General features: G+C 46.1%; 11 protein-coding genes. 9 read left to right on the forward strand and 2 right to left on the reverse strand.

Features of this window, described 5'->3' with window-relative positions; translation table 11 throughout:
* Window positions 1–191 precede the first annotated feature (191 nt).
* The 6 genes from NST33_RS03740 to NST33_RS03765 all read left to right on the forward strand — a co-directional run bounded on the left by NST33_RS03740 (window position 192) and on the right by NST33_RS03765 (window position 6,515).
* The gene (locus NST33_RS03740; RefSeq protein ID WP_221818713.1) at window positions 192–1,274 is read left to right on the forward strand and encodes a hemolysin family protein; all 1,083 of its coding nucleotides are present in this window, start codon (window positions 192–194) and stop codon (window positions 1,272–1,274) included.
* A 246-nt stretch (window positions 1,275–1,520) separates the two neighbouring features.
* A complete protein-coding gene (locus NST33_RS03745; RefSeq protein ID WP_339308601.1) occupies window positions 1,521–2,474 on the forward strand; it encodes a ring-cleaving dioxygenase in 954 nt (317 codons plus the stop codon).
* 14 nt (window positions 2,475–2,488) lie between these two features.
* The gene (locus NST33_RS03750; protein WP_221818798.1) at window positions 2,489–3,094 is read left to right on the forward strand and encodes an alpha/beta hydrolase; all 606 of its coding nucleotides are present in this window, start codon (window positions 2,489–2,491) and stop codon (window positions 3,092–3,094) included.
* 380 nt (window positions 3,095–3,474) lie between these two features.
* The gene (locus tag NST33_RS03755; protein WP_221818715.1) at window positions 3,475–4,365 is read left to right on the forward strand and encodes an alpha/beta hydrolase; all 891 of its coding nucleotides are present in this window, start codon (window positions 3,475–3,477) and stop codon (window positions 4,363–4,365) included.
* Between the two features lie 255 nt (window positions 4,366–4,620).
* Entirely contained in the window at window positions 4,621–5,913 is a 1,293-nt protein-coding gene (gene ilvA, locus NST33_RS03760; RefSeq protein ID WP_017690682.1) for a threonine ammonia-lyase IlvA, read from the forward strand.
* 14 nt (window positions 5,914–5,927) lie between these two features.
* A complete protein-coding gene (locus tag NST33_RS03765) occupies window positions 5,928–6,515 on the forward strand; it encodes a GNAT family N-acetyltransferase (protein ID WP_339306803.1) in 588 nt (195 codons plus the stop codon).
* Between the two features lie 151 nt (window positions 6,516–6,666).
* Here the strand turns inward: NST33_RS03765 and NST33_RS03770 are convergent, their stop codons facing one another.
* Window positions 6,667–7,635 (reverse strand): hypothetical protein, encoded by a 969-nt coding sequence (locus NST33_RS03770; RefSeq protein ID WP_339306805.1) that lies wholly within the window; start codon window positions 7,633–7,635, stop codon window positions 6,667–6,669.
* Window positions 7,636–7,951: 316 nt separating this feature from the next.
* Between NST33_RS03770 and NST33_RS03775 the strand changes: the two genes are divergently transcribed.
* Window positions 7,952–11,110, forward strand: a complete 3,159-nt coding sequence (locus NST33_RS03775) for a copper amine oxidase N-terminal domain-containing protein (RefSeq protein WP_339306807.1) — start codon at window positions 7,952–7,954, stop codon at window positions 11,108–11,110.
* A 285-nt stretch (window positions 11,111–11,395) separates the two neighbouring features.
* Window positions 11,396–12,301, forward strand: a complete 906-nt coding sequence (locus NST33_RS03780) for an AraC family transcriptional regulator (RefSeq protein ID WP_221818720.1) — start codon at window positions 11,396–11,398, stop codon at window positions 12,299–12,301.
* A gap of 27 nt (window positions 12,302–12,328) precedes the next feature.
* Here NST33_RS03780 and NST33_RS03785 read toward each other — a convergent pair whose 3' ends face one another.
* Complete coding sequence (locus tag NST33_RS03785) at window positions 12,329–13,141, reverse strand: DUF1129 family protein (RefSeq protein WP_221818721.1); 813 nt, start codon at window positions 13,139–13,141, stop codon at window positions 12,329–12,331.
* A 412-nt stretch (window positions 13,142–13,553) separates the two neighbouring features.
* Here NST33_RS03785 and NST33_RS03790 point away from each other — a divergent pair, with 412 nt between their 5' ends.
* Window positions 13,554–13,787, forward strand: coding sequence for a hypothetical protein (locus NST33_RS03790; protein WP_047840502.1), 234 nt, complete (start codon window positions 13,554–13,556; stop codon window positions 13,785–13,787).
* Window positions 13,788–13,857 lie beyond the last annotated feature (70 nt).

A 13,857-nucleotide genomic window follows, 5' to 3' on the forward strand; every position in this document is an offset into this window, starting at 1 on the left:
TAGGGGACGGAATCGATTCTGAAGAAGCGTAGCGTTCGCGTTTGCAAACCAATTTTAAACCTTTGAAAACAACAATCAGGAAAATTTGGAGGCAATGGCGATCGGAAGAACGAGCCGTCACCGGAACATCACTCGTGCAACCTTAATATAAATTTTACTTGGAGGTGAATCCCTCAACCTGAGGGAAATCATTGGACGGAATAATAGCCTTGAATTTATTTTTAGTAGCCGTATTTATAGGTCTGACAGCCTTTTTCGTTGGAGCCGAATTTGCAATTCTTAAAGTACGGATGTCCCGAATCGATCAACTGATCTCGGAAGGGAACAAAAAGGCAGTACTGGCCAAAAAAGTGGCGCACAACCTGGATTATTATCTGTCGGCATGTCAATTGGGGATTACCATCACGGCGCTGGTATTGGGAGCCTTGGGTGAACCTACCGTTGAGAAAATGCTGCATCCGCTGTTTGAGCGAATGGAAGTGCCGGCGGCATTGTCTACCGTGCTTTCCTACGGTATCGCTCTGGCGATCATTACGTTCCTGCACGTGGTTATTGGTGAATTGGCACCAAAAACCCTGGCGATCCAGTTTGCAGAGAGAATGACGTTGTTGCTGGCACCACCACTGTACTGGTTCGGTAAAATCATGAATCCGTTCATTTATGCATTAAATGGAGCTGCTCGTCTGTTGCTTGGCATATTTGGTGTAAAACCTGCCGGGCATGATACCGTTCACTCGGAGGAAGAGCTGAAACTGATTATGGCAAAGAGTTATGAGAGTGGCGAGATCAATCAGACGGAGCTGGACTATCTTAAAAACATTTTTGCTTTTGATGAGCGTCTGCTTCAGGAGATTATGATTCCACGTGATAAAATTGTTACGTTGAATAAGGAAATGCCGCTTGATCAGATTATTGAGACGCTGAATCGACATGAATACACGCGATACCCTGTTATTGCAAATGGGGATCAGGCGCATTTTGTGGGCTTTATTAACACCAAAGAAATGCTGACGAGTGTAGCTGCGGGCAGAGACTTCAATATGGAGACATTTGTTCACAATACCCCGAGTTTCTCCGAGCGTTCTCCAATCAAGGATGTACTGATCCAGATGCAGCAAAGCCGTGTACACATTGCAACCGTGAAAAACGAGGCAGGTGCTACGGTAGGTATGGTTACGATGGAGGATATCCTTGAAGAGATTGTCGGAGATATCAAGGATGAATACGAACATAAAGATTTGGTGAATCCACCAAAAAGAATGAAACTGGTTTAAGAAGCAGTAATACAAAAGTAATACAGGAATACCAACCTAATCAATCGTTATAACGATATGCAGGTTCCCGGAGTGATCGGGGCCTGCTTTTTGTATTAAATCTTAATTTTAAAATAAAAGCTTGCATATTGAGGTTCAATGGATTAATATAAATTTAAAGAATCTTAACTTAAAGATAAATAACGAAAAGCAATAAATAAAAGAAGTAAAAACAACCTATGATACAACTAAAACAAGGGAGTGGAGATTATGTTCAGAACTTCAGGAATTCATCATATTACAGCTTTTGTTGACGATGCGCAGAAAAACGTTGATTTTTACGCAGGTGTGTTGGCGCTCAGACTGGTGAAAAAAACAATTAACTTTGATGCACCGGACGTGTATCACTTGTATTACGGGAATGAGCAGGGTGCACCGGGCACAATCATTACCTTTTTCCCACAGCAAAATTCAAGAAGAGGTGTCATTGGTTCCGGTCAGACTGGAGTTACCGTATATGCGGTTCCGGTAGGAAGCCTGCCTTTCTGGAAAGAACGTCTTGCTTCCTTCGATATTCCATATGAAAATAAAACCAGATTCGGTGAGCAATACATTCGTTTCTTCGACAAAGGCGGTCTGTTGCTTGAACTGGTTGAGCGTGAAGGTGGTCAGCCAAGCAGCTGGACTTTCAACGGTGTGACACCGGAGCATGCCATCAAAGGATTTGGCGGAGCCGTATTGTTCAGCCACGTTCCTGAGAAAACCATGGACGTCTTGGTGAGTAAACTGGGTCTGGAGCAAGTCGGTGAAGAGAACGGACTCCTTCGTCTTCAGGCAAGCGGCGATATCGGTCAGATCATCGATATTCAGTCCACAGGCATCCAGCGCGGGATTGGTGGAGCCGGAACGGTCCACCATATTGCATGGCGTGCCAAAGATTACGTGGAACATGAACAAATTCAGCAGGATCTTGAACAATCCGGATATCATCCAACGCCAGTCATTGACCGTCAATACTTCAACGCTGTGTATTTCCGGGAGCCGGGTGGTATACTGTTCGAACTGGCTACGGATCCTCCAGGATTTTCACGGGATGAACCAGCAGAGAGCATGGGTGAGAAACTGATGCTGCCTGAATGGTATGAACCACAGCGTGAGCAGATTGAACAATTGTTGCCACGAATTGAAGTACGTGAATGGAAAGGAGAGTCCAAATCATGACCACAACCAATACAATGAAACATATCTATAAAGCAGGTGCTCAGCCGGATGCGCCAACAATCCTGTTACTTCACGGTACAGGCGGAACCGAGAACGATCTGATCGGTCTGGCGGAGATGATCGCACCAGGAGCTGGCATACTTGGGGTGCGGGGTAATGTATCGGAGAACGGGATGCCCCGTTTCTTCCGCCGCCTGGCCGAAGGCATTTTTGATGAAGAAGATCTGATTGCTCGTACGGCAGAGCTGGGATCTTTTGTCGATGCAGCTGCGGTGGAATACGGTTTTGATCGGTCCAACGTGTATGCACTGGGTTACTCTAACGGTGCCAACATTGCGGCAAGTTTGATCTTCCATCAAGCAAATGTATTCAAAGGTGCAATTCTGCATCACCCGATGGTACCGCTGCGCGGACTGGAACTGCCGGATCTGAAAGGTCTGCCTGTGTTCATTGGTGCGGGCGAGAACGATCCGATTGTACTAAGACGTGAGACGGAGGAACTTGCTTCGTTGCTGAGCGGTGCAGGTGCCAATGTAAACACACATTGGGAGCGTCAAGGTCATCAGTTGACTCGTACCGAAGCAGAAGCTGCGGCAACTTGGTTTAAGACACAGGCATAAATTGTTGTTTCCTTATTAAATGAGCGATATGTTTAATCCTGGGTATCGTGAAGCTAAAGCAGTTAAAAACAGCCCTGATGGAAATTGAAATCGGGCTGTTTTTTTATATTTTATATATGATGCCTAGCCGCATAGTGGCAGGGACAGTTACCCGATCCGATTATGGATCGGGTTTTCTTTTCCATAAGGAAAAAGGAGGCTTAGCAGAACGGTGGGGCGGGGAATGATCGTTGAAACGTGATAGAAGCGACAGAACGGCTGTATCTTGCTGAAGCAACATGGTTGTCGTAAAGCATGGATTATTCTATAATAAAGTAATTGATAATCATTTTCAATTAGATTCGGTGAAAGATGATTATCCACGTAATCAGGAGGGGAATATGAATTCTAACCCTAGCTCACATACATTTGGTTCAAGTGCGTTTGTTCAGACCCGCGATGGTCGCAAACTACATTATATGTCCAAGGGGATAGGAGACCTGACGGTGGTGTTTGAGTCCGGTATGGGCGCCTCCAGATCAAACTGGGGACTGGTTGCACCAGCCATTGCTGAGCATGCACGTGCAGTTGTGTATGACAGGGCAGGGGCGGGACAAAGTGATATCGACTCGGCTCCCCGCAGCCTTGAACGTATTGCAGGGGATCTTGGGGAACTGCTGACAGCTCTGGGCCCGGGCCCATTCATTCTGGTTGGACATAGCTGGGGAGGTCCGATTGTACGGGCTACGGCAGCTGCACATCTATCTCGATTACGTGGCATTATCCTGGTAGATCCATCAGACGAGCATTGCGAAATGTATTTTTCCAAGCTTACTAAAAAGAGCTTTGCCATCAATGGTTTCATTATTCCAATCATGGCGCGGACTGGCTTATATAAGAAACTTGGCAGCAAAGCTGGAAGTGTTCAGCCTGACGATGTGGCAGCGGATCATCTCAAGGAGGATTTCACTGTACGGGCAGCCAGCACGATGCTTGCGGAAGGAAAAACATTTCTGGATGACATGGCAGCGTTGCTGGAACATCCTCCGGCTCTGGGTAATCTGGAAGTTAGCGTGATCTCGGGTACGAACCCGGGCAAGGGAGAGGGGAAAATCAGGCCTGCCCTCATCACGGCGCATCGCCAGACGGTGAGCCAGCTCTCTAATGCGAGATGGATTGGGGCCGATCAATCGGGACATATGGTTATGTATACAGACCCTCAGGTCATTATTGATGAAATTGTACGAATGATAAATGACGTGAGCTCAGGCGCAAGAACAGAGCAAAAGTGATACAATACAAAGAAAAGCAGTGCGCGACATTGCTAGATAAGTTGAATTAGTGATTTACACGATAACGGAGAGGACAGAAAGAACCTGAAAAAGCGAAGCGTTCGCCTTTATCACCGGATTTTTCCCTTGAGAAAAGGGAATCGAAAAAATCTGGGGATAACAGCGATTGGAGGGTTATTCTGTCATCGTAGTGTCAGTGTAAATAAAACTTTAGTTCAACTTATATAGACCATAAAAGCGGAGTGTGGAGACAACATGAAACCAGTTGAACAAGAACCAACGGGAACCACAAGTCCCGGTCGTGCCAGTGTTGGCATGGAAGATATCGTACGCGCACATCATGTGCTGCGTGAGGTCATTGTAAGAACGCCGTTACAGCGGGATGCTGTATTGTCGGCCAAATATAACTGTAATGTGTATCTGAAAAGGGAAGACCTTCAAGTGGTGCGTTCGTTCAAAATTCGAGGCGCCTATAATATGATTCGCAGTCTGACACCAGCCGAGATGGAGAAGGGTATTGTCTGTGCAAGTGCGGGTAACCACGCTCAGGGTGTTGCTTTTAGCTGTAATGCCCTTGGAATTAACGGCAAAATCTTCATGCCGAGTACAACACCGAACCAGAAGGTGAAGCAAGTGAGACGTTTTGGCGGCAGCAACGTTGAAGTGGTGCTGATCGGAGATACGTATGATGATGCTTATGCTGAAGCGATGCGTGCATGTGACGAACAGGGCATGACGTTTATCCATCCTTTTGATCAACCCAAGATTATTGCAGGTAATGGTACGGTAGCGATGGAAATCATGGAAAGTCTCGATGAGAATGCCGACTATGTATTCGTGACGATTGGTGGCGGAGGGCTGGCAGCCGGCGTGGGAACCTACATGAAGACCGTGAGTCCAGAGACACGCATCATTGGAGTTGAGCCACTTGGTGCAGCTTCCATGAGTGAGGCGATGTTCCGCAAACAGGTTGTGACGTTGGATGATATTGATAAATTCGTGGATGGCGCAGCGGTGAAACGTGTTGGCGATCTCACCTTTGATATCTGCAATAGTATACTTGATGACATTGTGAAAGTACCAGAAGGCAAAGCCTGCACAACTATTCTGGAGTTATATAATGAAAATGCGATCGTTGTGGAGCCTGCCGGTTCCTTGGCTGTTGCGGCGCTTGAGCAGTATCGTGAGCAAATCGTGGGCAAGACGGTGGTTTGCGTAATTAGTGGCGGGAACAACGATATCGACCGGATGCAGGAGATCAAGGAACGTTCCCTGATCTATGAAGGTCTGAAGTATTATTTCATGGTTAATTTCCCGCAGCGTGCAGGAGCTTTACGTGAATTCCTGGAGGAAGTTCTAGGGAAGAATGATGATATCACCCGGTTCGAATATACGAAAAAGCATGATAAGGAAAATGGCCCTGCCTTGGTGGGCATTGAGCTGATGTACAAGGAAGACTACCACCCGCTCATTGAACGCATGAACCGCAAAGGTATCGCCTATACCGAACTGAACAAAAATCTAAATCTGTTCAACATGTTAATCTGATGAATAATTACAAGATGCAATTAGATCACCAAGAAACATCTCCTCTGATCAGACCTGCACGCATAGAAGATGCTGATCAGGTTATTCCTTTGCTGTATCAGGCGATAGGAGACATTGCATACGCGCTTGCGGGTGAGGCGGATCATGAGAAGGCGATGCGGATTTTGCAGGCGTTCTATGTACAGGAAAACAACCGGATTAGCTATCGTCATGTGACAGTGATGGAGCAGGATGGGCTGATTGCGGGGATTCTGGTAGCCTATGATGGCGGAGAAGCAGATCGTCTGGACCAGCCGATTCTGGATCGACCTGGACGAAGCCAGGAAGAGAAGTATGCTTTGGTTAAAGAAACCCGTCCGGGGGAGTATTATCTGGATACTCTTTCGGTAAGTGAAGCTTATCAGGGGCAGGGCATCGGCCGGGCACTGATGGCTGCTTTTGAGCAGCAGGGCAGAGAGCTGGGTCACTCGCAGGTATCCCTGATTGTAGAACGGGACAACGGCCGTGCGCTAATGCTCTATGAACGGCAGGGATATGTCAAAGACGGTGTGATTGTCATCGCAGGACATGAGTATAATCATATGGTTAAACCGATTCAATAGTACAGAGCGCTGACGGGTTAAGTCAGTTTTGATGATAGAAGCATGAAGAAAACCGCCATAGGAGCGAATCCTGTGGCGGTTTTTGTCGTGATTATCTGTTGGGATTTAGCCTGAATTTTGGCCTGGATATTAACTCTGGGAACGGATTAACTCAATAATTCGCATAGTCGCTGACCGGCACATTCTGGTCCAGCCATTTCTCGACAGCAGCCGTTTTCTCATACTTCGATTCCTTAACCACGCCCATAAAGGCATCCAGCTTAGTGAGGAATTCACTATCGACGGATGCAAGACGCTGCAAGACGCCGTTGTAGCCTCTTTGGGCGTTCGCAACCATTTTGTTCGTGTCATAATCAAACAGCGGTGTATTGTTCAGCCCATAAAAGGTATACAGGGTATAACTGTTTAACAGATTATGCACCTGCTTAGCTCGATTTGATTTTGGATGCAGTTCCAGGAATCTTTCCTGGCCGAGTGCTCGAAGGAGAATTTCCTGATAGCCAATAACCAGAGCACCGTCATCCGCAGGCAAGTTTTTCGTTTCCCTTGTCATGATACTGATGTAGCTAGAGATATCTTCTTTAATTTCAGAGTTATATTTCACGAAAGCCGCATAATTCATTATGGGATAGAGGGAGCCTTCGAGCATGACGAGGCGGTAGCCGCTGTCACGGGCTTCTTTTAACAGTGCACGCAGATCAGAGTCCTGGGTACGCTCCATGAGTTTGGTGAAGCTATCATTCAACTTGTAGGCCTTGATCATCTTGTCCTGAACATTAGGTACGAGTATGCGGTCCGTCATGGCTGTTAGCGCCTCCAGGCGAGCATTCTCCAATTGAAGCACCATCAGGGTGGCGTGATGCTTTGTTACTTTTTTGATATGAGATTCGAGATAGGTATCCGCGGCAGGCAAGCCGTTCTTTTTATAGAGCATGGATTGAAATGTTTTATATATCGTTGTTGAACTGGCCGTCGTGACTTTGGTATCTGTACTGGAAGAAGCGGCAGCAGCGACTCCGGATAATGGAGCGACAGCCGTTTGGAGTAGCAAGACAATGGCGGTAGCTGTAATGAAGGTGCGCATGCCTGTACGTTTGGCGGATTGAAACGATGATGTCATAGATATGAACCTCCCGTAGTTGAGAAAATGATAGGCGTTGTTCACTAGTCACTATACATTAACCCAATTGGTGCAGGATGTGGTTGCGGAATGGTGACAAATTCTTCTGTTATTTTTAACTTTTGGAGGGTGGAAGATAGAGGAAGACTTCTGAGAAAATATTTTTTGTACAACTGGAAACTTTTGAGCCGATCGGAACGTCTTAGTTGTGCATAGGTAAATACAGGAATTAATGAAAAGAACAGCGAATCTATTTCGATGTTAACTAATTGCGAGAATGGGGATATGGGACATGAGGAAAGCGGGAGGAAAACAAGTGAAGAAGGTAATGTCAGCGCTGGCTGTATCGGCCATGCTGATGTCCGCACTTCCAACGTCGGTTATGGATGCAGCTGCGAGAATCAGTATATATATTAATGATGCAGAGTTATCATCTGCTCAGGCACCTGTCATGAAAGGTGGACGTGTACTGGTTCCACTTCGGTCGATTTTTGAAGGATTGGACGCGAAGGTATCGTACACCAACAGAACCAAAACGATTGTTGCAACTCGTGATGATCAGGAAGTTACTTTGAAACTTGGTTCCAAAACGGCATACATCAACGGAGAAGCGATCTCGCTGGATGTACCTGCGAACACGATTAAGGGCAACACGATGGTTCCAATTCGTTTTGTCAGTGAAGCTTTTGGAGAGAAAGTATTCTGGAACTCGCGTAATCAGCGTGTAGATATCAAGACAACCGCGACGCCTCCAGTGGATGAGACACAATATGCTGCATGGAACATCTATGGTTCGGTATCTGGAAGTAATGGAGATGGTCGTGACCTGACCGTGAGCTTCACACGTCCAACTTCAGAGAAGGCTGTATCTGCTTACCGAATTATGCTGGTGAAAACTCGCGATGTGAATAGCTTTACGGAGTCGGCAGCGTCTGCCGTACCTTCTGCGAACTATACATCGGTTACACCAAATGGCAGCAACCCGAAACTGACACTTAATGCACAGACGCGTGACGTAAACGGGGATTTGCTTAACAGCAATGAAACGTATCGCCTGTATGTACTGACTGTTGGAAACAGCAGCAATAATTATAAAAATGCATTGAACTGGTCTTCCCAAGCATTGAAGCTCAATAATGTGAAATCCACAGTACAGGCGGTTACAAGTCTGCGTGCCGCAGATATTAGTGACTATGGCGATGGCCGCGATCTGGAGATTAACTTCACGCAGCCGAACACAACATCGAATATTACGTATTATCGTGCTTTTGTTGTTAAAGCGAAGGACTCTTCTGCATTTAATCTGGCTGCAGCGAACAAAGTGTCCAGTGCAAACTCCACGATCATATACAAAGGAAACAGTACCGCAGTGAAAAGCCAGTTGACTTCTTCGACACGGGATACGTCCGGCGAATTGATCAAAAGCGGTACAGCATATGTAGTTTACATCTTGTCGGTAAGCACTAATACAACAACAGACAGCAAGCTGTCCGCAGCAACATCTTCACTTACGCTGTCCGTGAACACAGCAACCTCTCCAGTAATTACGCAGGTGAAGGATAACTCGGATTATGGAGATGGTCGTGATATTCAGGTGAGCTTCAACCGTTCATCAGATGAGTCCAAGGTGGCGAATTATCGCGTCTTTGTGGTGCGCAACTCGGTTGCCAGCAGCTTTAATCTGACAACGGCAAGCAACCTGTCCTCCAGTCTGTACTATACGGTGAATAAAACAGGTAACAACATTACAACGACTTTGCCTTCATCCATGAAGGACACAAGTGGTTATAACGTAACGAATCTGCAAGATTATCGCATCTTTGTGATGGCGGTGGGCAATCAGCAAAATGGATACACCAATGCGCTGTCAGCTTCCTCCACAGCTCTGAGACTGACAACGACCGGTAACGCGGGAGTTATTAGCAACCTGTCTGTTGCGGATATTAGTGACTACGGTGATGGGCGTGATCTGCGGGTGTCTTTCAACAAAGCTGCGGATGAATCCAGAATCTCTGCCTACCGAGTATATGTAGTTCGTTCCGCTAATGTGGGCAGCTTCACACTAAGCGCAGCTAATGCGTCAAACAACTATACGCAGGTGAACAAAACGGGTGGTAACCTGTCCGTTACGCTTCCAAACTATGCGGTAGATACCAATGGTTATACCATTAGCAATAATGTTGCTTATCGGGTATTCGTTCTGTCGGTGAACAACAACGGAAACTCCAGTCAGAATGCTTTGTCTGGTTACTCTTCCCAAATTACATTGTCGGCAAACGCGGCTGTAACAGCTCCGAGCAATGTGGTTGCAAGTGATATTGGGGATACTGGAGATGGACGTGATCTGCGTGTGACGTTCACTAAATCCGCAGATGAGACAAATGTGAATCATTATCGGGTGTTTGTAGTGAAAAATGCAAATGCAGGCAGCTTCAATCTGAACGTAGCCAATACAGTGAATAGCTCAAATTATACGTATGTAAGTAGAACTGGAAGCAACCAGACGATTACTTTATCTGGTTCGAGAACAGTGGATGGTGACTTGATCCGTAATGATGTAGGCTATCGCGTTTACGTGATGGCTGTGAATAATAATACATCTTTGGCAAATGCATTATCGTCAGCCTCCAGTGTAATCACATTAACTTCAAATTCCGCTGTAGCAGTGGCGAGTAATGTGAATGCAACCGTTAAAGATCAAGGACAGTCTGGAACGCCTTCGGATGTAACAATAACCTTCAATAAGGCAACTAACGAGACCAATATCTCCAATTATCGTATCCTGATTGTGCCTGCTAACCAAGTGAGTGCATTCAATACAAGTTCTGCTCTTGGAATTAATTCTTTTATTGAAATTAACAAAAACAATGCAGGCAGTCCGGTAGTACTAAACGGTGGACATCGAGATATTAATGGTAGTGCCCTTGTAGCTGGACAGAAGTACAGAGTGTTTGTCTTGTCCGTTTCGGACAGTACATCACGTGCTTCCAATCTGTCTTCTGCTTCCAATGAGTTTAATATCTTTGCACAAGCAAATGTGGTTCAAACTGCCACTATAACAGGTCTTCAAAATACAAGTACTGTAACCGAGGCAAGTTATAAGCTTAGCTTTGCTAAACCAACTTCTGAAACTGGGATTTCTGCATACCGACTCTTTATTGTTAAAGGAACAGATAATTTGGATATTACTACAGCAAGCTCTAACACTAGCTACCCAATTGGAAATCCTGCAGCGGTTGAAGTTACATTAACGAAAACAGCTATAGATTCAACTGGAGCCAATCTGGTGGAAGGAGGCGAGTACAAGGTGTATATTCTTTCAGTTGCTGCAAATACACCAACGAATAAACATACACTTTCAGGCCCATCGGATACATTCAAGCTTGATAAAGCTCAGTCTACGCCAACACAGGAGCCGACGCCTTCTACCAATCCACCAGCCTCAAGTGAGGGGCAAACACCTCCACAGGGCTGAATGTAAAAATTTACACTGAAACAAACTCGAACACCCTTTCCATCCGGAAAGGGTGTTTTCATTATGTATGAACGACAATCGTCTGGCTAGTATTTCAAATTGCTTTTTGAAAATCTTGTCGCCAAAAAGGTTCCTTAGACCATTGTTACATAAGGAACGAATAATGGATAATAAAGGTAAATAGGCGATATAGATCGAACTAAACATTTACACGAAACGGAGTGGCCAGTGTAAATATCATTAGTTTACCTTATGTAAAGCCTATGAGCCGAAAGGAATGATGGAATGCTTGCATTTCGTTTGACCGGCCTGCCGGATTCCCGGTTGCCGCTGTACCTGTATTGTGTAGGCACGCAGGAAGAGAAAGTTCTGCATAGACCGAATGGATTTCCGGTGTATCAATTGTTTTTGTCACATGGTGGTGAAGGGCAGTTCAGGCTTCCGGATAAAGGGGCATGGACGATGGGAGCAGGGCAGTTATTTATCATGGAACCCGAGGTTGCGCATGAGTATGTGCCTCATTCCAAATCCAAAGGAGAACTTGGTTATATCGGTATTGGCGGTGCATCGGCTGGATCGGTGCTACAATGCGCGGGTTTGATTCAGAACGAGCCGTACCATATCTCCGGTTTTGAAATCATCTGGTCAAGGATGACCAATCTCTGGCATGGGCTGGATCGAGGAGCAACGGAGATGTGGAACACATCAACCCTGATCTACCAGCTTATTTTGGATATAGCACAATCGAAAATTCCATCTGTTGTAGATATTGGCGGTGATGGATCATCGATGGCACAGGACGGCACTGTAACACGTTCTAATCGGGAGTCTGATCCGAGCAAGGATGCACTCATCCGAGCAGTAGCATTGATGCATACGCACTATCAAGACGATCTGTTATTGAAGCATGTTGCTGACGCAGTGGGTTATTCGGTTCAGCATCTCAATCGATTATTTCACCAGCATTATGGCGTGACAGGACATCAATATATGCAAAGATTACGTTTAAAGAAGGCTTCGGACTGGATGGACAAGCATCCACGAGCAAGTGTTCGAGAGGCGGCAGAGACCGTTGGGATGGAAGTGAACTATTTCATCAGGATGTTCAAGCGGGAGTTTGGAGAGACACCGGGCAAAGGAATCAAACATCGGAATCAGCTCCAAATGGAAAAAGACCTCACGAATTCGTGAAGCCTCGCTTATATAACGTGTAGCGTGTTATGCAGTTTTCTTTTGTCCAAATAAAGGCCTTACCGTTGCAAGTCCCACAACTCCGATCACCGCACTCACCCACGGAGCCAGTGCAAATACCGGCAATTTATCACGCAATGGATACCCTACAAATAGCACAAGGACCACGATGACGATGTAGATGATGATTCCCTTAAGGTTAACCTTAGGTACGGTGTTCTTGTCCGCTCCTTCATCGTCCGGTCGCTCAGCAAGACGGCGAAGCATCTCCACCAATGCGATCCCTCCAACTGCCGCAATGATCAGAGAGAACAGACTAATGTGTTGGAAAGGCTCCGTATCTCCGCCAGTCCAACCCACGAACAATCCCACACATCCTTGAATCAACATGACAAAAGACAAAGCCGCCCAAGCGATCATGGCATACCACTTTGGTGTCCGTTTCACAGGCTCTGGATTCTCGGTTGGCTGTGGTTCTACAGCGTTGGCTTTCTTTTTCGATGAAGCTGTTGGACTATTACCACGAGTTGGGCTGGATTTACCCAGCTCAACGGCAGCCGTCTTCTCCGGTGCTTTATTTGTTATCCCGAGCTGTGCATGGATGTCTTGTTCCAGATCAGGTCCGTATAACTCGCGAGCGGGTTTGTTATCCCGCTGAGCCTGTACGATTGCTTTTCCTGCGGAGAGTATCCACTCTTCCTGTGTTCTCTCGTCCGCTGGCGCATGACGCGCAATTGTGCTGATCTGGTCATACAATTTCACATGTTCAGGTGTCATTCGACTCATCTCGGTTATTTGCCGATTCTGTATTTCTTTAAGCTTCTTATAGGAAATCCCCAATGATTGCTCCCCCTGTCTACACACGTTCTGATCTTCCAATGGTCTGAAGACCCTGACGGTATTTTAGTATACGGGAAGGGCTCTCGTTTCGCAAAGTTATTCCTTATAAAAAAGCTGCTCATGGTGGACCCATATCCATACACAGGCCAGTATAACACAGGTGCATAACAGCACCAGTTTACCGTGATGTTGAATCCATTCCAGTAGATGTTCCATGAATTCATTCCTTTCGGCAGAAGGATTCCGAGGCATATGCTACCTATGTTTGTTCATTTATTTTCCCCTGTTCATGTAAAAAAATACCCTCACGCCTCCCAGATCTAACGATTGTGTGAAGGATGCATAAAGAGCAGCCGATTCCATCACAATAGTAGCATTTCCAACAGAAATCCAAGATTGGAGTGTGCTTGTTATGGATAAACAAACAGAATTGACGCGGAAGCTGCTACTGAACAGCAACTCCCGTGGAGTCGTGGACGAAGTTGTATCCTTTGAAGAGAACCTGGAGGATACGGAGTATGCAGAAGAACTGACAGATGGCAATTTGAAGGGAAGAAGTTTCTGGGACAATAGTGATTCGGGTCATGAGCATGAGTGGAATGGGCGGGTGGAGACCCACGAGATGTTCCGTAGAAGCTACGAATAACGATCCTGCAACACTTGTTAGAATTCCAAATGATATCCGGGCCAGCTGTTATCAGCGTGGCTCATTTTTT

Origin of the sequence: Paenibacillus sp. FSL L8-0435 (assembly GCF_037965655.1) — a bacterium.
In the GTDB taxonomy this organism is placed as follows: Bacteria; Bacillota; Bacilli; order Paenibacillales; family Paenibacillaceae; genus Paenibacillus.